Source organism: Ureibacillus sp. FSL W7-1570 (assembly GCF_038593265.1).
Lineage (GTDB): Bacteria > Bacillota > Bacilli > Bacillales_A > Planococcaceae > Ureibacillus > Ureibacillus suwonensis.
The window spans coordinates 1,057,020-1,080,034 of sequence record NZ_CP151979.1 but is presented as its reverse complement, the minus strand read 5'-3'; the positions used below and the strand labels follow the sequence as shown (position 1 = coordinate 1,080,034).

Sequence of the window (23,015 nt, the reverse complement as noted above, 5' to 3'; positions counted from 1 at the left end):
AGAGAGGAATTATTGATGACTCAACCAGCAATTCGTTATGAACATATAAAAACATGTAAACAATCAGGCGCGAGGTTAGGGATCGTCCATACGTCGCACGGTTCTTTTGAAACACCAGCCTTCATGCCTGTGGGAACGCAGGCGACGGTAAAAACGATGTCGCCTGAAGAGCTGAAAGAAATCGGGGCAGGCATCATCTTGTCAAACACATACCATTTATGGCTCAGACCGGGAAATGATATCGTGAAAGAGGCGGGCGGCCTCCACAAATTTATGAATTGGGACCGTCCGATTTTGACCGATTCCGGCGGATTTCAAGTATTTTCCTTGAGCGATCTTCGGAAAATTGAAGAAGAAGGGGTTTATTTCCGCAACCATCTGAACGGGGACAAACTGTTTTTGAGCCCTGAAAAATCCATTCAAATTCAAAATGATTTGGGGTCAGACATTATCATGGCCTTTGATGAGTGTCCCCCATATCCAGCATCCTACGACTATATGATGCAAAGCGTCGACCGGACAACGCGCTGGGCAAAGCGGTGCAAAGAAGCCCATCAACGTCCGGAAGAGCAAGGTTTGTTCGGCATCGTCCAAGGCGGCGAATTTGAAGATTTAAGAAAGCGTTCCGCGGAAGCCCTTGTGGAACTGGATTTGCCAGGGTATGCGGTCGGCGGTTTATCGGTAGGGGAACCAAAAGATGTCATGTACCGCGTTCTTGAATTTACAACCCCATTACTGCCGGAGAATAAGCCCCGCTATTTAATGGGAGTCGGTTCACCGGATGCTTTGATTGAAGGGGCGATCCGGGGCATTGACATGTTTGACTGTGTGTTGCCTACAAGAATTGCCCGTAACGGCACGCTCATGACATCACAAGGCCGCCTTGTGATCAAAAACGCCCAATATGCACGGGATTTTGGCCCACTCGATCCAAACTGCGATTGTTATGCATGCAAAAACTATTCCCGTGCTTACGTGCGCCATTTGCTCCGGACAGGCGAAATCTTTGGATTGAGACTGACAACGTACCACAATCTTTACTTCTTGTTAAGATTGATGGAAAAAGTGAGACAGGCTATCAGGGAAGACCGGTTGCTTGACTTCCGTGATGAATTTTTCGAACAATATGGCTTCAATAAGCCGAATGCAAAGAATTTTTGATGCATAAAAAATGAAAGATTGAAAAAAACGAGTTTTTTTAAATAAATTAGAAAATAAAATCGATTTTTACCAATGTTTTATACTATACTTATGAAGTGAGAATCAGAAAGGGGAGTCAACAAGTGGAAACATTATATAATTTACTACCGATCATCATTATGTTTGTGGCGATGTGGTTCATTTTGATTCGTCCAGCCCAAAAGCGCCAAAAAGCTACGCAAGAAATGCAAAATAATTTAAAACGCGGAGATAAAGTGGTGACAATCGGGGGGCTTCACGGAGAAGTCGAGTCTTTGGAAGATTCAGTGGTTTATCTTCTTGTAGATGGGAAAACCCGCTTAAAATTTGAACGTCAAGCAATTGGACGAGTAATCAACGATTAATCAAGTGGAATAGAAAAAATGAAGAAAAAGGTTTACCTGTTTCCTATAAAGGTAAACCTTTTTTATTTTGCATAGTTGATGGGCACTTCGCAAACAATAGAAAAGAAAGGGTGTGGGTGTATGGAAATATATTTGCAGATCCTTTTCCGAACCGTTTTTTTATATATTCTTGTTTTAATCGTCTTTCGCCTGATGGGAAAACGGGAAGTCGGCGAATTGAGCATCATGGATTTGGTCGTTTTTGTGCTGATTGCAGAATGTGTGGCTTTCTCTATAGATGAGTTGGAAAAGCCCATATTTGAGAATGTTTTTCCAATTTTGATTTTATTAGGCATTCAATATTTAAATTCAATGCTTGCATTAAAAAGTAAAAAACTGCGCGATTTAATCGATGGAGATCCATCGATTATTGTGGAAGACGGCGTCATCAATCAAGAGGAAATGAAAAAGCAGCGCTACAATTTGGATGACTTGTTCCAGCAAATGCGTGAACAGCGCATTTCATCCGTCCAACAAATCAAATATGCATTTCTGGAACCGTCCGGTAAACTATCAATCTTTTTAAGAGACGATGAACCGGTAGTTTTCCCATTGATCGTGGACGGCTATATTGTGGACCGGCATTTGCAATTTATTGAAAAAGACAGGGAATGGCTGTTGGAAACCTTAAAAAAGAAAGGGTATGACAATCCCGAGGAAATTTTTTACTGTTGTTATGAAAATTATGATTTGCATATTCAATTAAAATCTGCGACCAAAAACGGATCGTAAATATCGAAAATCGCTCCATTTAAATTGATTTGTCAGAAGCAGAAGGAACGTCAACAACAGGATTGTCAATGCACTGTCTTTCCAAAAGCCAAATGAGATTTTACTGAGCAAATAATTTTGGATGAAACAAGTAATGATAAAAATCACGTAAGGAATGGCAAAAAACCGGAACCCGGAACTGATCATTTTATGCCCTCTGAGTGTTGCCATATGTAAAAACGATGTCACCAATACTCCGAATCCGATGGCGATAATCGCTCCGTATTCTTGAATAAATGGTTGGGAAGCCAGTACAAACATGACAAATAATTTTCCGATCCCTCCGTAAATGGAGTTCATCATCGCCGGTCTGGCTTCATCAATTGCCTGCAAAATGGAATGGAGAGGGCTTTGTATATAGTAGAAATAGAAAATCGGCGCCAGGATCTTCATAAAACCGCGGTTTTCCTCCAAGTGAAAGAGGCGCATTGCGAGTTCATCGCCATGGAGGAAAAAATAAGTGGCCGCATATGCACCGATAATGGATGAAAGGCGCAAACTTACTCCGATGCGATCGTTCAATAACCTGTGATTGTTTCTTGCCACCGCATCACTTACCGCAGGAATCAGCACAATGGCCAATGCATTCGGAATGAAAGAAGGGAATAACAATAAAGGTACATGTACGCCGGAAATGATTCCGTACAGGGTTGTTGCACCTGCCGCAGTCAGTCCGGCCAATGTCAAGGCTTTCAAAAAGACGATTGGTTCCAAAAACCAGGTGAACGTTCCAAACAATCTGCTCCCGGCACTGGGAATGGCGATTCGCAGTAAAGGCATTGCAGGATAAGGTTTGGTGGAAGATGGTTTTTTCAGTTTCCCTTTTTTTGTTACATAGTGGATGTATAAATAGATGAATGAGATCAATTCGCCAATGGCGGTAATTGCCATTGCATAGGCTGCAGTCAATTCAGGGTTGTCCGGCACGACAAAAAAAGGCAATGCCAAGGTAATCAATACGATGCGCACCAATTGTTCGATCATTTGGGACCAGGCAGTTGCCGAAATGATGGCGATGCCTTGCAAGAATCCCCGGATCAGACCTGAAAAAACGATGATCGGAACAGCACCTAAAGCTATATACAGGGTAATTTTTGTTCCTTCATTATGTAAAAGGGTTTCTGCTAAAAATGGGATGAAAATGATTAAAACGGGCGTAAATAAAATGATGGATAAAACGGACCAAACTGAAGCGGTTTTCATGACCGAATGAAGTTGTCCCATTTGACGTTTCGCATACAGTTCCGCAATCACTTTTGCCACCGCGATCGGAATGCCAAGCTGCAAAACGGAAACGAAAAAGATATACGCGGGATAGGCCGTCATATAAACTCCGACAGCTTCTTCCCCTGCCACTCTCATAAATTGCATTCTATATATGAATCCGAAAAGTTTTGATAAGAAAATGACAACGGTGAGAAAAATTGTCCCTCTAACAAAAGATGCCATTCCTACAGTCCCTTCTCAAGTAATGTTTTTTTCGTTACAATATTTGTATGCTTTCAAATATTCAGTTAAAACAGAACGGTGGAGTGATGAAATAACGATGGTCGAACATGAGCGCTTATTTAAGCAGGTCTTGCCGGTGTTGAACAGTAAATTGGAAGAAATAAAGTTAAATGGTTATGAAGGTATTGCAATCGAAGATCTTTGGAATTTTTGCCTCCAAAAGAAATGGCGGAAGAAAAACTTGGCTGAAATCCGGATTCATGAGGTGGTTTCGACGATTTTTTCTTTAAGGGCTTCAGAAATTGTCAGTCATTTGCAAATACAGCAGTTTCAATCGACGAACTGGTTTTCCGAATTGAATCAGGATGAATTGAAAGAACTGTTAAATCCTGCAAAACATAACAATTCTGACACAGAAAACAACTAGAATCAGTTTGACAGCTTGACTTTCGTGTTCCATAATTAGTTTGTTACATAGGAAATGGAAAGGTATATTTTTACAATTATTTCGAACGATGATTTTTCATTTCAAGTCTATTCCGCAGGGTCCGGGAATATCACGAAAAATTTTTCAGCGTCCCTTGTTCGAAAGATTATTGTAAAGATATGCTTTCATGTGTTTATGTATGTACAAGCATTTGTACATATTGCATCGAGGAGGATTTTAGATGAATTCAAAAAGCCGTATCATAGCCTTTATTGTGGCTGTTGTCGTCCTATTTGGAGCGATGGGTTATACAGTAAAAGGCGTTTTGGAAGATGTAAAACTAGGGCTTGACTTGCAAGGCGGATTCGAAGTTTTATATGAAGTACAACCTTTGAAAGATGGGCAAAAAATTACCCATGATATCGTTGCGGATACGACGACCGCCTTATCAAAGCGGATTGACGCTTTCGGTGTAAGTGAGCCAAGCATACAGGTTGAAGGGGAAAACCGCATCCGCGTTCAGCTTGCAGGAATTGACGATCAATCGTCTGCACGGGAAATGTTATCAAGTACGGCGAATTTAACATTCCGTGACGTCAACGATAATTTATTATTGGACGGTTCGGATTTGAAAGAGGGCGGTGCGGCGGCTTCTTTCGACAATCAAAACCGGCCGATTGTAACATTAACTTTGAAAGACGCGCAAAAATTTGCTGAAATCACTTCGAAAATTTCCAAAATGCCGCAAGGGGAAAATCTGCTTGTAATTTGGATGGACTTTGAAGAAGGAAAAGATTCTTTCAAAAAAGAAGCGGCAAAACCTGATCCAAAATACATTTCGGCAGCATCGGTAAATCAAACATTAAATACAACGGACGTCATGATTTCCGGTAATTTTACCGTTGAGGAAACAAAAAACTTGGCAAGTATCTTAAATGCAGGGGCGCTACCGGTAAAATTGACGGAAATTTATGCGACATCCGTGGGCGCTCAGTTTGGTGAACAAGCATTACAAAGCACAGTATTCGCCAGCATCGTCGGCGTAGCATTAATCTTCATCTTCATGTTGCTTTACTACCGTTTGCCTGGATTCATTTCCATCATCACGTTAACGGTATTCTCATACTTGGTGCTCCTCATCCAAAATTGGATTGGTGCCGTGTTGACGTTGCCGGGGATTGCCGCGCTCGTGCTCGGTATCGGGATGGCCGTGGATGCGAACATTTTGACGGCCGAGCGGATACGGGAGGAACTCCGGGTCGGAAAATCCGCAGAAGAAGCATTTAAAATCGGATCCAAAGTATCCTTGAGCGCGATTATTGATGCGCAGCTCACAACTTTGCTTGCTGCGGTTGTATTATTCTACTTCGGTACAAGTTCTGTTAAAGGATTTGCAACAACGTTAATCATTTCCATCTTATTGAGTTTCTTAACTTCTGTCTGGTTGTCCCGTGTGCTGCTAGGATTGCTTGTGAAAAGCGGCAAATTCGAAAATCCATTCTTCTATGGCGTTCGCAAATCAAAAATTCACGATCCTTCAGAAGGCGTGGAAACATTAGATTTGTCCACGAATTTTGACCGTTTCGACTTTGTTCATAACCGCAAAAAATTCTATGCCATTTCGTTGGTCATCATCATACTTGGGGCTATCATGATTGGCATTTTCCGGTTGAACTTGGGCATCGATTTCTCCAGCGGTACGCGTGTGGAAATTTTGACAAATGAACCGACAACTCAGGAAAAAATGGCCGATTATTTGGATAAAATCGGATTTGCTCCGGATGAATTGGTCATCAGCGGAGAAAACAGCGATACCGCTGTTGCAACGTATAAAAAAGACTTCACACAACAAGAAACATTGGATTTGAAAAAGGCGATCATGGATGACTATGGCCATGAACCAAATGTCAGCACCGTTTCCCCAACGGTTGGCCGGGAATTGGTGAAAAATGCGATTAAAGCATTAGCCATCGCTGCCATAGGAATTATCATTTATGTGGCTGTACGCTTCGAATGGAGAATGGGGGTTGGTGCGATTGCTTCATTGCTCCATGACGTATTCTTCATGGTTGCGATTTTTAGTGTGTTCCGTATAGAAGTTGACATTACGTTTATCGCCGCGATCTTGACGATTGTCGGTTATTCCATCAACGATACGATTGTTACCTTCGACCGTATCCGTGAAAATGTCGACCATAAAGGTGAAATCAAAACAAAAGAAGCGCTTGCGGACATTGTTAATAAATCTCTCCGCCAAACAATGGGACGTTCCGTGAACACGGTGTTGACGGTCATTGTCGTTGTCGTTGCACTCTTGATCTTCGGGGCGCCGGCTATCCGAAACTTCTCGATTGCCTTGCTGATCGGTTTGGTAACGGGTATGTATTCATCCATTTGTATCGCGGCACAGATTTGGTATACGCTTAAATCAAGAGAAATGGACAAGAAAGGTACAACGTTGAAGAAAAAAGAGAAAAAACAATGGGGTTCAGACGAGCCGGTTGTTTAATGACCGTTTGAATAAGATGCTCCCGTACTTTGGGAGCATCTTTTTTTGTCTGCCGGCTTCTATAAAATTCATATCCAATTCTATTGAAATTTCGGTATAATGAACTTCGTGAGGAAGTGAGGAAAATGATAGAGTCTACGAAAACGTGGAAGATTCAGAGACCCGATGAAATGTTTGTTCAACAACTTCAAAAGGAATTGGACATTTCCAGTTTAGCTGCAAAAATATTGGCTTCAAGAGTCCAAAATATTGATGAAGCGAAGGATATTTTCTATACAGATGACGATCATTTACATAACCCTTATTTGTTATCGGGAATGAAAGAAGCGGTGGAACGCATTGAGCTCGCCCTGGAACGGGGAGAAAAAATATTGATCTACGGAGATTATGATGCAGACGGTATTACAAGTACAACGGTCATGCTCAATGTGCTGCTTGATTTGGGAGCGGATGTTGACTACGAAATCCCGAACCGCTTTGTCCATGGCTACGGCCCGCATGAAGAATTGTTCAGAAAGGCCCATGAAAATGGAATTCAATTGATTATTACCGTCGATAATGGGATTAGCGGGATTGAACCGATTCGGCTGGCGAAAGAGCTTGGCATGGATGTCATTGTAACGGACCATCATGAACCGGGGGATGAGCTTCCACCTGCAGACGTTATCGTTCATCCGAGAATTCCGGAAGGGCATTATCCTTTTGGCGAATTGGCGGGGGTAGGAGTGGCATTTAAACTGGCTCACGCTTTATATGGAGAAGTGCCTGAACATTTATTCGAGTATGTGGCAATTGGTACCATTGCGGATTTGGTGCCATTGAGAGGGGAAAATCGGTACCTTGCAAAAAAGGGGATTGAATATATCCGGCATTCAAACCGGCCATGGGTTCAGGCATTATGTGAGGTCTCAGGTGTGAAACAGCATGAAATCGATGAAGAGGTCATCGGATTTTATTTTGGCCCCCGTTTAAATGCGATTGGCCGTTTGGATGATGCAAAACCCGGCGTGGAATTTTTAATGAGTGAGGATATGCAAAGCGCTGCGGTTGGTGCAAAATTATTAAATCAAAAAAATAATGAACGGAAAGACTTTGTCAATGAGATAACCAAAGAAGCCATTGAGATCATTGAAAACAATCCTGAAATAGGGAACTCCTTAGTGCTGGTCGTTGCAAAGGAAGGGTGGCATGCGGGCGTCATTGGGATTGTTGCTTCCCGTTTGGTGGAGAAATATTACAAACCAACGATTGTCTTATCCATCGATCCGGAGACCGGCCTTGCGAAAGGCTCCGCAAGAAGCATCGACGGATTCCATCTTTACAATGAACTTGCGAAAAACCGGGATATTCTCCCTCATTTTGGGGGCCACCCGATGGCTGCCGGGATGACATTATCCGTTGACAATATCGATGAATTGCGGAATCGTCTCCATCAGCAAGCATCGGAATGTTTGACCGAAGAATTGTTGACTCCAAAGTTGTCGATAGATGTGCTGGTCGATTTAAGTGAGGCTACGGTGGAAGCCATTGAAGAAGTGCAGGCATTGAAACCCTTTGGCGTCGGGTTTGAAAAGCCGATATTTGCGATTCAGCAAGTTTCTGTCCGATCGATGCGAAAAATCGGGGCGAACGAAGATCATATTAAAATGGAACTGGAAAATGCCCATGGAATCATTGATGCGGTCGGATTCAACAAAGGCCATTTGTATAATGAAATCACTTATGGCGTTAAATTGTCCGTTGCCGGAGATTTGCAAATCAACGAATGGCAAGGCCGGAAAAAGGCGCAATTTTTCATTTCGGATGTCCAAACTTCCGAGTGGCAATTATTCGATTATCGGGGAAAAGCAAATGTGAATCAATTGTTGAAAACGATCCCCATGGAATCTGCCTTTGTGGCTTTTCGGGAGGAAACGGTCCAGTACTTCCGCGGAATGCTGCCATCCGTACAGTTCATCGGGGATGGGATCTCTGATTCCGTTTCGCCGTATCTGGTGTTACTGGACTTGCCAAAACAGCTTCATGAAATGGAAATGCTGATTGAAAACGTCAAACCAAAGCGGATTTATGCATTTTTTTATACACCAAATTCTCTGTTCTTTAACGGGATGCCGACACGCAAACATTTTGCGCATTATTACACGTTGCTAAAGAGCCGTCCATTTGTTGACTTGAACGAGCATATCCCCCATTTATCTAGACATCTGGGATTGAATGGGGAAAACATTAAATTTATGACAAAGGTGTTTTTTGAACTCGGTTTTGTTACAATAGAAAATGGTTTGATTACAGTGAATCAATTTGCCGAAAAACGCTCCCTTGCAGAAGCGGCCACATATCAATTGCGCAAACAGCAAATCGAATTGGAACAACAGTTTTTGTATTCCACTTATTCTGAGTTGAAGCAATGGTTTAATGAACGAATCAAGGATTTTTCATATTCCTAAGGAGGAAATTTGAATGGATTTAAAAGAATATATTGCGATTGTGGAAGACTTTCCAAAAGAAGGGATCAGCTTTAAAGATATTACACCATTGATGGATAATGGGGCGGCATTCAAATATGCGGTTGACAAAATTGTTGAATTTGCAAAAGAGGTCGAAGCGGAAATCATCGTTGGACCGGAAGCGCGGGGATTCATTATCGGCTGCCCAGTGGCATACGCTTTGAACATCGGTTTTGCGCCGGTTCGTAAACCAGGAAAATTGCCAAGGGAAGTCGTGAGTGTGGAATATGATTTGGAATATGGGACGAATGTTCTTGCCATGCACAAAGATGCCGTTTCACCCGGCCAAAAAGTGTTAATCATTGATGATTTGCTTGCAACTGGCGGCACGGTGGATGCAACGATCCAAATCGTTGAAAAACTTGGAGGCAAAGTGGTTGGTTGTGCATTTCTCATTGAGCTGACAGAATTAAATGGCCGCGAAAGAATTGGAAATTATCCTATCAAAACATTGATCCAATATTGATTTCCATTGAAGAATTCGCACGAAATAAAAGCGGTGCGAATTCTTTTACTATATAATTTAAAGAAATCCATTACAGCAGAAAAATTTTGACAAATTCCGACAGTATTCTAAAATGTTGATTGAAAGCAATATTCGAAGACTTGACTTTACATTTTATATATTTTTTTTATAAAATTAATCTTATACTATTAAACAGAAAATTTTTTGAAGGTGGACAAATCATGGCGAAGGAGCAAATTTTGACGCCCGAAGATGTATTCGCAAAAGTAAAAACTTATATGAATGATGAGCACGTCGAATTTGTGAAAAAAGCTTATGAGGTGGCAAAAGAAGCGCATAAGGAACAAACTCGTAAATCGGGAGAACCATATATCATTCATCCAATTCAAGTGGCGGGAATTTTGGCGGATCTCCAAATGGATCCGGAAACGGTGGCTGCAGGCTTCCTTCATGATGTGGTGGAAGATACTTCGGTTACCCGGGAAGATTTGGTGGCCGAGTTTGGGGAAGAAGTGGCCATGCTCGTCGATGGTGTCACAAAATTAGGAAAAATTAAATATTTATCAAAAGAAGAGCAGCAAGCAGAAAATCATCGAAAAATGTTTGTTGCAATGGCACAGGATATTCGTGTCATTTTGATTAAATTAGCTGACCGCCTTCACAATATGCGTACGTTAAAGCATTTATCCGCAGAAAAGCAGCGTCGGATTTCCCAAGAAACGTTGGAAATTTTCGCTCCTCTTGCCCATCGCCTCGGAATTTCGAAGGTGAAATGGGAGTTGGAAGATACGGCTCTCCGCTATTTAAATCCTCAGCAATATTATCGAATCGTCAGCTTAATGAAAAGAAAACGTACGGAACGGGAAGCGTATTTGGAAAATGTCATGGCAGAAATCCGCTCCCAATTAAAAGAAGTCAATATTGAAGCAGAAATCTACGGCCGTCCGAAACATATTTATAGTATTTATCGGAAAATGGTTCTGCAAAATAAAGAGTTCAATGAAATTTATGATTTATTGGCTGTCCGTATCATTGTTGATAGCATCAAAGATTGCTATGCGGTTTTAGGGATTGTTCATACCCTTTGGAAGCCGATGCCTGGCCGTTTCAAAGATTATATCGCCATGCCGAAACAGAACTTGTATCAATCCCTTCATACGACGGTCATTGGTCCATATGGGGATCCGTTGGAAGTGCAAATCCGCACGAAAGAAATGCACAAAATCGCGGAATACGGGATTGCTGCGCACTGGGCATATAAAGAAGGGAAAACGGTCAATCCAAATAAGGAAAGCATCGACCAAAAACTCACTTGGTTCCGTGAAATTTTGGAGTTCCAAAACGAATCTTCCAATGCGGAAGAGTTTATGGAAGCGCTCAAATTGGATTTATTTTCCGATATGGTTTATGTGTTTACGCCAAAAGGGGATGTCATTGAATTGCCTGCAGGCAGCGTTCCAATCGATTTTGCGTATCGTGTGCATACGGAGGTTGGAAACCGTACCATCGGCGCCAAAGTGAATGGTAAAATGGTGCCTCTTGATACGCCGCTGAAAACGGGCGATATTGTTGAAATATTGACATCCAAACAATCCTTTGGCCCAAGCAGGGACTGGTTGAAAATTGCGCAAAGTTCCCAGGCGCGAAACAAAATCAAACAATTCTTCAAAAAGCACTTGCGCGAAGAAAATGTGCTAAAAGGAAAAGAATTGATTGAAAAAGAAATAAAAGCCCAAGAATTTGATGTAAAAGAAGTTCTATCCGAAGAGAATTTGCAACGGGTTTTAAATAAATTGAATTTTGCCAATGAAGAAGATTTATATGCTGCGGTCGGCGTCGGGGGAATCACTCCTCAGCAGGTGGTGAACCGCCTTGCCGAGAAAAAACGAAGAGAGCGTGAAAAGGAAGAAGCTCTTGAAAAACTTCAAAAAGAGATGCAAAGCCAGAAACAGAAGAAAAGCAGCGGGGAAATGGGCGTTGTTGTCAAAGGGATCGACAATTTATTGGTCCGATTATCCCGATGCTGTACGCCGGTCCCTGGAGACGAAATCGTCGGATTCATTACAAAAGGCAGGGGGGTCTCCGTTCACCGCAAAGATTGTCCGAACGTGCAATCCGGCTGTGAAGACCGTTTGATTGAAGTGGAATGGGAACATAGCGACACATCCATGAAAAAAGAATATCCTGTCGATATTGAAATTTCCGCATTTGACCGGCCTGGAATTTTAAATGACGTCATGCATGCCGTGACAGAAACGAAAGTGAATATTTTGGCGGTTTCCGGTCGCGCGGCCCATGATAAGATTGCAACGCTTCATTTGACTTTGGCAATTTCGAACATTTCCGTATTGCATAAAGTGGTTGAAAAAATAAAACAAATGCCGGATATTTATTCTGTGCAACGGGTGATAAATTAGTCGTTTTGAGGTGTGTTTGTCGATGAGAGTTGTTTTGCAACGCAGCAAAGAAGCAAAAGTGACAGTGGATGGAAAAGTGACAGGGCAAATCGAAAAAGGATATGTATTGCTTGTCGGCATTACCCATTCGGATACAATGGACGATGCGAACTATTTAGCGAAGAAAGTGGCGGAAATCCGTCTTTGGGAAGATGAACAAGGGAAAATGAACCATTCCATTAAAGAGCATGGAGGGGAAATTTTATCCGTCTCCCAATTCACTTTGTATGCTGAAACGAAAAAGGGGAGAAGGCCGAGCTTTGTGGAAGCTGCCCGGCCGGAGCAGGCGGAACCCCTATGGAACGCTTTTAATGAAGCATTGCGGGAACAAGGGTTAAAAGTGGCAACGGGCATTTTCGGTGCCATGATGGAAGTGTCCCTTGTCAATGATGGCCCGGTGACAATCATTCTGGAATCAAAGTAATATAAAAAGGCTGCTTGGAAAGTTCTTTTCCGGGCAGCTTTATCTTTTTCACCATAAAAAGTGAGAAGGAGAATGCCAAAAATAAAAAAGTGCGAATCTACTTCGTACTTTTTTATTTTAACTGATCATCAAAATATTTTAATATTCCTTCATAAATGCCCATGGTTGCCTGTTCACGGAAGCGGTCTGTATTGATCACTTTCTCTTCGCCAGGATTGCTTAAATAGCCCAACTCCAGCAAAACGGCATTTTGTTTATTTTCCCTCAAGACTAAATAATTCCCTTTCTGCACGCCACGGTCACGCAATGACAACTGCTTTGCCACCCCTTCGTGCACATATTGGGCAAGGGATTCCTGATAAGAGTGGTAATAATAGGTTGTAAATCCCGAGATGGTGCGGTCTTCACTGGCATCATAATGGATGCTGATGAAGGCGTCCGCCGCCTGCTGATGGGCCATTGCCACCCTCTTTTGGAGCCCGACGTACACATCGGATTCCCGGGTTAAATACACGTTTGCCCCCGCTTGCTGCAATTTGGATCTTAACAGTTCAGCGGTTTTTAAAGTGATTTCTTTTTCAATGGTGTTTCGGAGTCCGGCGGTTCCCTGGTCGTTCCCGCCATGTCCAGGGTCAAGCACGATGGTAACACCATTCAATGTCCCTTTTTTCCGTTTCTCTTTCTTTTCCTCCAATTGTGGTTGTCCATTGGTGGAAACGACCCAACCAGCCACATACCCGATTTCATCATTCGGAAGCTGAATTTTGTACCAATCGCCATCTACGGTTATGACATCATATTGCTCACCGGCTTGGGCATTCATTAACACATTGGATGAAGTGCTGGGTTCTTCTCGGATATTTGTACCATTGTAAATGATTGTAATCCGATTCGATTGATTGTCTTCATCCTTTGCTGCCGAGTCAAAAGATCCGTAAAAGCTGTAAATCCATCCTTTTTTGCCGTGAAAATCGATTTGAAGCCAATGGTGATCCCGATCCAGGACTGTATATTCCTCGCCTTTATTCGCAATACCCAGTTTTTTCGATTTTAAATTCGGTTTTTTTCGCACGATGACCGCATCGACGGTGATTGTGAAATGATCCGCTTCCTCTGCTTCGATTCTTTCGGGTTCTTCAGTCGCGTTATTGCTTTCTTCATACTTTTCTTCTTTTATCGTAATAAAATCCGAAGAAACCCAACCGGTGGATTGCTGATACTGGATTTGAACCCATTGATCCCTCTCGTCTTGCACGGCCACCTGCTCTCCTGTAAATAGTTGTCCGATCACTGGAGAATCAAGGGATGGTTCCAGCCGAATATTTAAGTGATCGACTTGGATAACCGCATATTTTTTTGCATCCCGATTTTGCTCTTTTTGTGTCAACCAGGAAGCCACCCAGCCTTTCTTCCCGCCGGTTTCGACGTAAAGCCAATCCCCCTCGGAATCCAACACCTTCAACTTTTCATTTTGTTCAAGGGTATCGAGGATTGGGTAGGATAAACCGGGACCTTCCCGCAAATGCAATTTTTCAGCATGGACAATGCGGTTTTCTTTATTGTCCGCTGAAACAAAGGATGGAAGATATGTAGTTAAGCTTGTAACGATTAGCATGATGCAGAGAAAAAATAATGTTCGCTTCATAAACATCCAACTTTCAATGACAATAAATGTTGAATTCTCTTTTTTATTGTAAAATGTATGTGTGGCATAAATCTATACTTTTTTGAAAATGGTTGACAACTTTTCATTCCACAATTATGATAAAAAGTAATGTGAAAATGTTGTCGAAAGCCCATGACCAAGAGAGTAGCAATTGCCTGAAGTCCAGAGAGGGAAAGACATAGGCTGAAATCTTTCCTACTGACGGTTTTTGTGAAGAACACTTGAGAGGCTTTTTCCTGAAAATGAGTAGGGAAAAACGGAAACGGCCGTTATCCGTATTGAGTGGACGTGTATGCTGCACGTCAACTAGGGTGGAACCGCGGAAGTGATATGCTTTCGTCCCTTGTAATGAGGGATGAGAGCATTTTTTTGTTCCAAATTTTGTTTGCAGGAAGGAGATACAAAATGGCTTTTAAAGTACCTAGAGGAACACAGGATATTTTGCCGGAACAAACGCCAAAGTGGCAAAAAATCGAGTCCGTTTTACGGGAATTGGCACGTGTTTATCGATATAAAGAAATACGGACACCAATCTTTGAACATACGGAACTTTTTCAACGGAGTGTAGGGGATACGACGGATATCGTTCAAAAGGAAATGTATACCTTTGAAGACCGGGGCGGCCGTTCATTGACATTGCGGCCGGAAGGAACAGCTTCCACGGTTCGCGCCTATGTGGAACATAAAATGTATGGTGCTCCGGAACAGCCGGTGAAACTGTCATACATGGGGCCGATGTTCCGCTATGAGCGTCAGCAGGCAGGACGATACCGCCAGTTTGTACAATTTGGCGTTGAAGCCATCGGAAGCGCAGATCCTGCCATCGATGCGGAAATCATCTCATTTGCAATGGATATTTATCAAACATTGGGATTAAAAGATTTAAAATTGGTCATCAATTCTTTAGGGGACAAAGAAACGAGAGATGCCCACAGAACAGCGCTCATCAACCATTTCAAACCAAGCATCCATGAATTTTGCGATGACTGTAAAAACCGATTGGAAAAAAATCCATTGCGCATTTTGGACTGCAAAGTGGACCGGGAGCATCCACTGATGGAAACAGCTCCGAAATTGACGGATTATTTGACACCGCCATCAAAAGAGTATTTTGATCAAGTGAAAAAGTATTTGGATGTATTGGGCATCGAATATGAGGTTGATCCAAATCTGGTGCGCGGATTGGATTATTACAACCATACCGCCTTTGAAATTATGAGCACTGCAGAAGGATTTGGCGCCATTACAACCTTATGCGGAGGCGGAAGATATAATGGCCTTGTGGAAGAAATCGGAGGGCCAAGTGTTCCGGGAATCGGATTTGCCTTATCCATTGAACGGTTGCTCCTCGCTTTGGAAGCAGAGGGTGTGGAATTGGAAGTCAATGATGGGCTTGATGCCTACATCGTTGCCCTTGGAGATGAAGCGAAACTGAAAGCGGTGGAACTTATCAGCTCCTTCCGGTTAAAAGGGATTTCGGCGGATATGGACTACATGATGCGCAAAATGAAAGCGCAAATGAAATCCGCGGACCGTCTGCAAGCGAAATTTGTTGTCATCATTGGCGAGGAAGAGCTTGAAGAAGGCATAGTGGTAGTGAAACATATGGAAACCGGCAATCAAGAAAAAGTCCAAATCAATGAAATTGTTAATTTCTTAAAACAACAATTAAGTTAAGAAGCAAAGAATTGGAGGATTTAAAATGGCACAAAGAACACATTATTGTGGAGAATTGAGAGAAGAACATCATGGACAGCAGGTGGTTTTAAAAGGTTGGGTACAACGCCGCAGAGATTTGGGAAGCCTGATTTTCGTTGATGTTCGCGACCGTACGGGCATCGTGCAAGTGGTATTTGGCGATGAAGCCCCTGAAGCCCGTGAAATTGCGGATAAAATCAGAAATGAATATGTAGTGGAAATAGAAGGACAAGTTGTGCTTCGCGACCCAAGCCAAGTCAACCCAAACATTAAAACAGGAAATATCGAAGTCGTTGCATCAAACATCCATATCATCAACACGTCAAAAACTCCTCCATTTGCCATTGAGGATTACGTGGATATCAACGAAGATGTCCGTTTAAAATACCGTTATTTGGATTTAAGAAGACCTGTGATGTACAACACATTCAAATTGCGTTCGGATGTAACCCGTACAATCCGCAACTTCTTGCAAAATGACGGATTCTTGGAAGTGGAAACACCGATTTTGACAAAATCCACTCCTGAAGGTGCACGTGACTATTTAGTTCCATCCCGTGTGCATGAAGGGGAATTTTACGCCCTTCCACAATCACCGCAATTATTCAAACAATTATTGATGGTGGCAGGATTTGAAAAATATTTCCAAATCGCCCGCTGTTTCCGTGATGAAGACTTGCGTGCAGACCGTCAACCGGAATTTACCCAAGTGGATATCGAAACTTCTTTCATGTCCATGGATGAGATTATCGATATGACGGAACGCATGCTGGCTGCGGTGATGAAAGAAGTAAAAGGCATTGAAGTGCAAACGCCATTCCCGCGCATGACTTACCAAGAAGCGATGGATCGTTTCGGTTCCGACAAACCGGATGTTCGCTTTGGCTTGGAATTAATCAACCTCACTGACATTGTAAAAGATTGCAACTTTAAAGTATTTACAAGTGCGGTTGAAAAAGGCGGCGTTGTCAAAGCCATTAACGTCAAAGGTGCAAATGACAAGTTTACCCGCAAAGATATCGATGCGTTGACTGAATTTGTTGCGATTTACGGTGCCAAAGGATTGGCTTGGATCAAAGTGACGGAAGAAGGATTTACTGGCCCTATCGCTAAATTCTTTGAAGGCCAAATTGTAGAAGATATTAAGAAAGCAACAGATGCAGAACCTGGAGACTTATTATTGTTCGGAGCAGATGATGCTTCCATCGTTGCCGCTTCTCTTGGCGCATTGCGCAACAAACTAGGAAAAGAGTTAGGCTTAATCGATGAATCCCAATTTGCCTTCCTTTGGGTGACAGATTGGCCATTGCTTGAATGGGATGAAGAGGAAAAACGTTATACAGCGGCCCACCATCCATTCACTCGTCCATTTGATGAAGATATCGAATTGATGGATACGGATCCTGGAAAAGTACGCGCCCAAGCTTACGATATCGTGTTGAACGGGTACGAATTGGGCGGAGGTTCATTGCGGATTTTCGAAAGAGACTTGCAAGAAAAAATGTTCCAACTATTAGGATTTACGAAAGAACAAGCCCAAGAACAATTCGGATTCTTGCTTGAAGCCTTTGAATACGGCGTGCCTCCTCATGGCGGAATCGCAATGGGCCTTGACCGTTTAGTGATGATTCTGGCAGGCCGCAACAACTTGAGAGATACGATTGCCTTCCCGAAAACAGCCACAGCCAGCTGCTTGTTGACGGAAGCGCCAAGCCCGGTATCGCCAAAACAATTGAAAGAATTGCACATCAAAGTCGATCTTCCAGAATAAATGAAGATAAAGAGGCTGGGACATAACTAATAAAGTGAACGAGCTGCAAAAAGGTTTTTTTATCTTTTGTCCCAGCCTCTTTTATATGGCAATAATAATCAAAAAAATAATCAGATTATTAACAATAGTAGCAAAAAAATAATGTATTCCATTTCATATTCATTGCAATATTGGTTAATGGATGTTATCATAAAATCAAACGAATCCTGAAGTGTGCGTGAATGCGCTACATTAACAGTTTTGACCGAACACCTATAAATAGGGAGCCCAAATCCTGGCTTGGCAAACATGCCCCATTTGAACGCCATACAGGGGACGTTTAAAGAGTCAGTGAGGGCACCCACCTGCCGAGCTGCGGGTTCAAAACAGTGTTAATTACGCACTACGGCACTTTCGGGATTCGTCCGTTTTTTTGGGATTCTCTTGAAAAAATCGAATCGGGAATATGACTCCTCCATGTAGATGGGGGAGTTTTTATTTTGAACAAAATCAATTGGAAATAGAAACGTATACCCTATTAACATTATGTTATGTTATAATTCCGATGAGAAAAATTAGAATGAGAGGCAGAAAGGTATGTTACATCAATTTTCAAGAAATGAATTGGCTATTGGTAAAGAAGGATTGCAAAAGTTGAAAAATACAACCGTCGCCATTTTGGGAATTGGCGGAGTAGGTTCCTTTGCTGCGGAAGCATGCGCCCGCAGCGGCATCGGCCGCATTATTCTAGTGGATAAAGATGTGGTCGACATCACCAATATTAACCGCCAGTTGGTCGCTTATTTATCGACGATTGGAAGACCGAAAGCGGAAGTGATGAAAGAACGGATTGCGGACATCAATCCGGATTGTGAAGTCATCCACCTGCATATGTTTTATAACGAAGAAACTTATGAAAAACTGTTTGAATATGACATTGATTATGTCATCGATGCTTCTGACACCATCAGTTATAAAATTCATTTAATGAAAGAATGTTTAAAACGGAATATTCCGATCATTTCCAGCATGGGAGCCGCAAATAAAACGGATCCGACAAGATTCCGTATTGCAGACATTTCAAAAACCCATACAGATCCAATGGCAAAAGTGATCCGTACGAAATTGAGAAAAGAAGGCATCAAAAAAGGGATTACGGTTGTCTTTTCCGATGAATCCCCAATTGTGATCAGACCTGATGTTGTGGAAGAAGTGGGGAATCCCGATGCGCCAATCCGAAAAGCCAAAATGCCCCCTTCATCCAATGCTTATTGTCCGTCCGTTTGTGGTCTGATTTGTGCAAGCTGGGTAATCAATTCGATTTTAAAAGATATTCCAATTAAGCGGGTAAATCAATAAGCTGCCAAAGTGCCGTTTTTTCAAGCGCAATTTTTGAATTTCAGATTCAAATCCAATGCTTCTTGATGCATTTTTTTGAAATACCCCCAAATTCCGAAAATTGTTACTAATGAAGATAAAAGACCAGACTTAATACATTTTTTTCACGTTTTATTATTTCAGCAAATAAAAGAAGAGTTTTATTGTTATATTTATAATAGCTTCAACCACAAACAAAGGGGGTATTTTATGCCAAGAATTCAGGTGACGAATGGCATCTTAAATTTATTCCAGCTTCAAGAGGAATTGGATGGGATACTTTTCAATTATATCGATACGTCACAAAAATGGGATAAAGCGTATGAGGAGTTAAAAGAACTGCTGGATGAACTCACCGCTTATTTCAAAAATTATCTTCAAGAACACGATGGAAGATTGCCGGACAATGAAATGTACTGGTCATTGTTCATAGACAATGTCAGCAGGATCTTGTATTTTAAAACCGTTGCATATATGAATCTCCAAAAAGACATGACCGAAGAACAAAAAGAACTGATCAAAAGTGCATTGCATGATGCGGCAGGCTGCCTTCCTCATGTGCAAGGGCGCAATTTCGAATTTTTGCAGGAAATCAGTCAAACTTACGATTTATTATTCAATGAAAATGCTCATTTTGAAAAATATTATTTTGATAAAAATAATGGATTGGCTGATTGTTTGGAAAATTTCAAAGCATATTGCGTTCAAAAAGTACTAAATTGATTGACGTGTAACAATGACGGTTAATGAGTTTGAAGTCTTATGAGAAGAATAGAAGATTACCCGAAAAAAATTCCCCTAATTGGTAGATGAATGAGAGAAAATCCATTTACCAAATTAGGGGTTTTTTTGTGGGGAAATAAAACCATCTTGCGGCAATGGGGCACTTTTCATCGGAATGAACGGAGGCATCACTTTTCTTCATTCGATTTTTTTAATGCCTTCAATTTTTCATAGATTGACGCCATCCGCTTCTCTTCACCGGCAATCACCGGGTGATAAAATTCCGCATTCTGAAGATTGTCAGGCAAATATTGCTGGTTGACCCATCCGCCAAAAGTGCCGATAGGGTGGTCGTGGGGATACTGATAACCGACATGGCCGAGCGTTTTCGCTCCCGCGTAATGGGCATCCCTCAAATGCATCGGAATGTCGCCGGTTTTTCCTTCATGGATTGCTTGAATGGCTGCGTCCAACGCTTTGTATGCCGAATTGGATTTTTCCGACAGGCACATTTCAATCACTGCATTGGCCAGCGGAATTCTTGCTTCAGGCAAACCGAGCACTTTTGCCGCTTCCGTTGCGGCATAGACATGGGCCCCCACGTGGGGATTTGCCAGTCCGATATCTTCATAGGCCATCACAAGCAATCTCCTGCATACTGCGATCAAATCCCCCGACTCAAGCAGATTAGCCAAATAGTATAAGCTGGCATTTACATCGCTGCCCCTGACCGATTTTTGCAAAGCGGACAATAGATTATAAAAATGGGAACCGGCTTTATCCCCATATACTCCTATGCGTTTTGACAATTGTTCAATTATGCGGTCTTCCACTTTCACCGTACCGTCCATTTCTTCGGAAGCATGAAAGACCGATTCCAATAGGGTCAGGGCTTTCCGGGCATCACCATTGGAAGCGATCGCAATGTCCGTCAATTGTTCATCCGAAATGTCGATGGAATATTTTCCTAAACCCCGCTCTTCATCTGCCAGTGCCCTTTTTAATAATTGCACCAATTCTTCAGGGATCAGCCGTTTTAATTGAAAAATCTCCCCGCAACGGGAACGGATGGCCGGATTCACATCATGGTAAGGATTTTCCGTTGTAGCCCCAATCAAAATGATTGACCCGTTTTCTACATGGGGTAATAATGTATCTTGTTGCAGTTTATTGAACCTATGGATCTCATCTAAAAATAATAGGACTTTTCCACTGAGCCTTGCTTCTGATACAATTTGTTCGACATCCTTTTTTCCGGCAATTGTCGCGTTGAGTGGAAAAAAAGGGAGTTTTGTGCTTCCCGCAATTGCATAAGCGATGGAAGTTTTCCCGGTTCCCGGTTCACCGTATAATAACATTGATGGCACATAGCCGTTTTGAACCATTTTATATAAAACGGTATCTTTTCCGACGATATGCTGTTGTCCAACCACTTCGTCCAAATTTCTTGGTCGCATTCGGAAAGCTAAAGGTTCGTTATGCATGGTATATCCTCCGATGAACTAATAAAAAGTTTTCATATAAAATTATAATAGACCTTTTCCAAGTGGAATAAAAGGTGTTATGGTATACTTGACTAAGAATATCGGAAATAGAAATTTGAGGTGTATAAGATGAGAATATCAACAAAAGGCAGATATGGGTTAACAATTATGATTGAGTTGGCAAAACATTATGGGGATGGACCTCTTCCGCTGCGCAAAATTGCGGAAGAAAAAAATCTTTCAGAGGCATACTTGGAGCAGTTGGTATCACCTTTGCGTATCGCCGGTTTGGTGAAAAGTGTCCGCGGTGCTTATGGGGGCTATTTACTTGCCATACCGCCCAGCAAAATTTCCGCGGCGGATGTGATCCGCGTGTTGGAAGGACCAATCCAGCCGGTTGAGGGGATAGAAGATGAAGAGCCGCCTCAACAACAACTTTGGATCCGAATCCGCGACGCAGTAAAACAAGTGCTTGATACAACAACCATTGAGGATTTGGCAAATTACAGCGAAGATACCGAATATGACGGATATATGTTTTACATTTAATAAAGGAGTTTATCGGAATGCAAACCTTTTATTTAGATCACGCAGCAACTTCACCAGTGCACCCAGAAGTGATTGAAAAAATGACGGAAGCGATGACGAATGTTTACGGCAATCCATCAAGCATCCATGCGGCAGGCCGCTATGCAAGAAAGGTTTTGGATGAAGCGAGAAGCATATTGGCTCGATCCATCGGTGCGAAAGATACGGAAATCATTTTCACAAGCGGAGGAACAGAAGGGGACAACACGGCCATCTTTGGGGTGGCACAAGCTTTAAAATCGAAAGGAAAACATATTATTACGACAGCAGTGGAGCATCATGCAGTACTACACAGTTGTGAACAGCTTGAAAAAGCGGGGTTTGAAGTAACCTATTTGCCCGTGGATGAAACCGGTCGCATTTCGGTGGAATCGGTAAAAGAGGCTTTGCGTGAAGATACGATTTTAGTGACCATCATGTTTGGAAACAATGAAGTGGGTACCATTCAACCAATCAAAGAAATCGGGGAATTACTGAAAAACCATCAGGCGGTTTTCCATACGGATGCGGTACAGGCATATGGACTGGAAAAAATCGATGTGAATGAACTGCATGTCGATCTTTTAAGCGTTTCCAGCCATAAAATCAATGGGCCTAAGGGAATCGGCTTTCTATATCAACGGGAAAAAACGCCTTTCACCGCCACTTTTTACGGAGGTTCCCAGGAAAGAAAACGGAGAGCGGGAACGGAAAATGTCCATGCTGCCGTCGGTTTTGCAAAAGCCGTTGAAATTGCACAACGGGAAATGGAAACAAAACGGCAAACCTATCTCCAATTCCGAAAAATCTTTTTGGAGGTTTTGGAACAGGAACAAATTTCTTATAAAGTGAATGGACATGAGGAATATTTCCTTAAACATATCTTGAACATCAGTTTTCCAGGTATGGATGTTGAATCATTCCTTGTGAATTTGGACATGGATGGAGTTTATGCTTCCAGCGGATCTGCTTGTACGGCAGGTTCCATCGACCCGTCTCACGTGCTTGTCGCAATGTACGGAAAAGGTGCTCCGGAACTTCGCAATTCCATTCGATTCAGTTTCGGGTTGGGATTGACAGAGGCAGACATTCAACAAGCTGCGGAAAGAACAGCAAGAATAGTAAAAAGAATGACGAATTCATTGAATTAGAAAAGGT

The 23,015-nt window shown here is 42.2% G+C and carries 18 protein-coding genes, 1 other RNA gene and 1 other annotated feature; of the genes, 16 read left to right on the top strand and 3 right to left on the bottom strand.

Going from position 1 to position 23,015, the window contains the following annotated elements; translation table 11 throughout:
• Positions 1 to 15: 15 nt before the first annotated feature.
• From tgt to NST13_RS05195, 3 genes are all read left to right on the top strand, one after another.
• The gene (gene tgt / locus NST13_RS05205; RefSeq protein ID WP_342581585.1) at positions 16 to 1,161 is read left to right on the top strand and encodes a tRNA guanosine(34) transglycosylase Tgt; all 1,146 of its coding nucleotides are present in this window, start codon (positions 16 to 18) and stop codon (positions 1,159 to 1,161) included.
• A 122-nt stretch (positions 1,162 to 1,283) separates the two neighbouring features.
• Positions 1,284 to 1,544, top strand: coding sequence for a preprotein translocase subunit YajC (yajC, locus tag NST13_RS05200; RefSeq protein ID WP_342581584.1), 261 nt, complete (start codon positions 1,284 to 1,286; stop codon positions 1,542 to 1,544).
• A gap of 120 nt (positions 1,545 to 1,664) precedes the next feature.
• Positions 1,665 to 2,315 (top strand): DUF421 domain-containing protein, encoded by a 651-nt coding sequence (locus NST13_RS05195; protein ID WP_342469096.1) that lies wholly within the window; start codon positions 1,665 to 1,667, stop codon positions 2,313 to 2,315.
• Here the strand turns inward: NST13_RS05195 and NST13_RS05190 are convergent.
• A complete protein-coding gene (locus tag NST13_RS05190; protein WP_342469097.1) occupies positions 2,286 to 3,803 on the bottom strand; it encodes an oligosaccharide flippase family protein in 1,518 nt (505 codons plus the stop codon). The genes NST13_RS05195 and NST13_RS05190 overlap by 30 nt on opposite strands.
• Here NST13_RS05190 and NST13_RS05185 point away from each other — a divergent pair.
• The 6 genes from NST13_RS05185 (at position 3,733) to dtd (ending at position 12,592) form a co-directional block, all read left to right on the top strand.
• Positions 3,733 to 4,230, top strand: coding sequence for a post-transcriptional regulator (locus NST13_RS05185; protein WP_342581583.1), 498 nt, complete (start codon positions 3,733 to 3,735; stop codon positions 4,228 to 4,230). The two genes, NST13_RS05190 and NST13_RS05185, sit on opposite strands and share 71 nt — an antisense overlap.
• A 241-nt stretch (positions 4,231 to 4,471) precedes the next feature.
• Positions 4,472 to 6,739 carry a protein translocase subunit SecDF gene (gene secDF, locus NST13_RS05180; protein WP_342581582.1) on the top strand — a complete coding sequence of 756 codons (2,268 nt, stop codon included), beginning with the start codon at positions 4,472 to 4,474 and terminating at the stop codon, positions 6,737 to 6,739.
• A 125-nt stretch (positions 6,740 to 6,864) separates the two neighbouring features.
• Positions 6,865 to 9,186 (top strand): single-stranded-DNA-specific exonuclease RecJ, encoded by a 2,322-nt coding sequence (gene recJ / locus NST13_RS05175; RefSeq protein WP_342581581.1) that lies wholly within the window; start codon positions 6,865 to 6,867, stop codon positions 9,184 to 9,186.
• Between the two features lie 13 nt (positions 9,187 to 9,199).
• Positions 9,200 to 9,712: an adenine phosphoribosyltransferase gene (locus NST13_RS05170; protein WP_342469102.1), complete on the top strand. Its 513-nt coding sequence runs from the start codon at positions 9,200 to 9,202 to the stop codon at positions 9,710 to 9,712.
• 221 nt (positions 9,713 to 9,933) lie between these two features.
• A complete protein-coding gene (locus tag NST13_RS05165) occupies positions 9,934 to 12,129 on the top strand; it encodes a bifunctional (p)ppGpp synthetase/guanosine-3',5'-bis(diphosphate) 3'-pyrophosphohydrolase (RefSeq protein ID WP_342581580.1) in 2,196 nt (731 codons plus the stop codon).
• A 22-nt stretch (positions 12,130 to 12,151) separates the two neighbouring features.
• Complete coding sequence (gene dtd, locus NST13_RS05160; protein WP_342581579.1) at positions 12,152 to 12,592, top strand: D-aminoacyl-tRNA deacylase; 441 nt, start codon at positions 12,152 to 12,154, stop codon at positions 12,590 to 12,592.
• Between the two features lie 112 nt (positions 12,593 to 12,704).
• Here the strand turns inward: dtd and NST13_RS05155 are convergent, their stop codons facing one another.
• Positions 12,705 to 14,237: an SH3 domain-containing protein gene (locus tag NST13_RS05155; protein WP_342581578.1), complete on the bottom strand. Its 1,533-nt coding sequence runs from the start codon at positions 14,235 to 14,237 to the stop codon at positions 12,705 to 12,707.
• Positions 14,238 to 14,381: 144 nt separating this feature from the next.
• Positions 14,382 to 14,605, top strand: a binding site (T-box leader).
• Positions 14,606 to 14,663: 58 nt separating this feature from the next.
• Between NST13_RS05155 and hisS the strand changes: the two genes are divergently transcribed.
• From hisS to NST13_RS05130, 5 genes are all read left to right on the top strand, one after another.
• Positions 14,664 to 15,935, top strand: a complete 1,272-nt coding sequence (gene hisS, locus NST13_RS05150; RefSeq protein WP_342469106.1) for a histidine--tRNA ligase — start codon at positions 14,664 to 14,666, stop codon at positions 15,933 to 15,935.
• Positions 15,936 to 15,960: 25 nt separating this feature from the next.
• Positions 15,961 to 17,727, top strand: a complete 1,767-nt coding sequence (gene aspS, locus NST13_RS05145; RefSeq protein ID WP_342469107.1) for an aspartate--tRNA ligase — start codon at positions 15,961 to 15,963, stop codon at positions 17,725 to 17,727.
• 200 nt (positions 17,728 to 17,927) lie between these two features.
• A non-coding RNA gene (ssrS, locus tag NST13_RS05140) (6S RNA) lies at positions 17,928 to 18,131 on the top strand.
• Positions 18,132 to 18,303: 172 nt separating this feature from the next.
• Entirely contained in the window at positions 18,304 to 19,065 is a 762-nt protein-coding gene (locus NST13_RS05135; protein ID WP_342581577.1) for a tRNA threonylcarbamoyladenosine dehydratase, read from the top strand.
• A gap of 228 nt (positions 19,066 to 19,293) precedes the next feature.
• Positions 19,294 to 19,806, top strand: coding sequence for a hypothetical protein (locus tag NST13_RS05130; RefSeq protein WP_342469109.1), 513 nt, complete (start codon positions 19,294 to 19,296; stop codon positions 19,804 to 19,806).
• 188 nt (positions 19,807 to 19,994) lie between these two features.
• Here the strand turns inward: NST13_RS05130 and NST13_RS05125 are convergent, their stop codons facing one another.
• Positions 19,995 to 21,290, bottom strand: coding sequence for a replication-associated recombination protein A (locus NST13_RS05125; protein WP_342581576.1), 1,296 nt, complete (start codon positions 21,288 to 21,290; stop codon positions 19,995 to 19,997).
• 129 nt (positions 21,291 to 21,419) lie between these two features.
• Between NST13_RS05125 and NST13_RS05120 the strand changes: the two genes are divergently transcribed.
• Together NST13_RS05120 and NST13_RS05115 are read left to right on the top strand one after the other, a co-directional pair.
• On the top strand, positions 21,420 to 21,839 hold the full coding sequence (locus NST13_RS05120; RefSeq protein WP_342469112.1) for an Rrf2 family transcriptional regulator: 420 nt from the start codon (positions 21,420 to 21,422) through the stop codon (positions 21,837 to 21,839).
• Positions 21,840 to 21,856: 17 nt separating this feature from the next.
• Positions 21,857 to 23,008 (top strand): cysteine desulfurase family protein, encoded by a 1,152-nt coding sequence (locus tag NST13_RS05115; protein WP_342469113.1) that lies wholly within the window; start codon positions 21,857 to 21,859, stop codon positions 23,006 to 23,008.
• The last annotated feature ends 7 nt before the right edge of the window (positions 23,009 to 23,015 follow it).

Excerpts from the sequence above, each read along its gene's own strand:
- tgt (WP_342581585.1), top strand. The coding sequence starts at position 16 with ATGACTCAACCAGCAATTCGTTATGAACATATAAAAACATGTAAACAA.
- NST13_RS05195 (WP_342469096.1), top strand. The coding sequence starts at position 1,665 with ATGGAAATATATTTGCAGATCCTTTTCCGAACCGTTTTTTTATATATT.
- NST13_RS05185 (WP_342581583.1), top strand. The coding sequence starts at position 3,733 with ATGAATCCGAAAAGTTTTGATAAGAAAATGACAACGGTGAGAAAAATT.
- NST13_RS05190 (WP_342469097.1), bottom strand. The coding sequence starts at position 3,803 with ATGGCATCTTTTGTTAGAGGGACAATTTTTCTCACCGTTGTCATTTTC.
- secDF (WP_342581582.1), top strand. The coding sequence starts at position 4,472 with ATGAATTCAAAAAGCCGTATCATAGCCTTTATTGTGGCTGTTGTCGTC.
- recJ (WP_342581581.1), top strand. The coding sequence starts at position 6,865 with ATGATAGAGTCTACGAAAACGTGGAAGATTCAGAGACCCGATGAAATG.
- NST13_RS05170 (WP_342469102.1), top strand. The coding sequence starts at position 9,200 with ATGGATTTAAAAGAATATATTGCGATTGTGGAAGACTTTCCAAAAGAA.
- NST13_RS05165 (WP_342581580.1), top strand. The coding sequence starts at position 9,934 with ATGGCGAAGGAGCAAATTTTGACGCCCGAAGATGTATTCGCAAAAGTA.
- dtd (WP_342581579.1), top strand. The coding sequence starts at position 12,152 with ATGAGAGTTGTTTTGCAACGCAGCAAAGAAGCAAAAGTGACAGTGGAT.
- NST13_RS05155 (WP_342581578.1), bottom strand. The coding sequence starts at position 14,237 with ATGAAGCGAACATTATTTTTTCTCTGCATCATGCTAATCGTTACAAGC.
- hisS (WP_342469106.1), top strand. The coding sequence starts at position 14,664 with ATGGCTTTTAAAGTACCTAGAGGAACACAGGATATTTTGCCGGAACAA.
- aspS (WP_342469107.1), top strand. The coding sequence starts at position 15,961 with ATGGCACAAAGAACACATTATTGTGGAGAATTGAGAGAAGAACATCAT.
- NST13_RS05135 (WP_342581577.1), top strand. The coding sequence starts at position 18,304 with ATGTTACATCAATTTTCAAGAAATGAATTGGCTATTGGTAAAGAAGGA.
- NST13_RS05130 (WP_342469109.1), top strand. The coding sequence starts at position 19,294 with ATGCCAAGAATTCAGGTGACGAATGGCATCTTAAATTTATTCCAGCTT.
- NST13_RS05125 (WP_342581576.1), bottom strand. The coding sequence starts at position 21,290 with ATGCATAACGAACCTTTAGCTTTCCGAATGCGACCAAGAAATTTGGAC.
- NST13_RS05120 (WP_342469112.1), top strand. The coding sequence starts at position 21,420 with ATGAGAATATCAACAAAAGGCAGATATGGGTTAACAATTATGATTGAG.
- NST13_RS05115 (WP_342469113.1), top strand. The coding sequence starts at position 21,857 with ATGCAAACCTTTTATTTAGATCACGCAGCAACTTCACCAGTGCACCCA.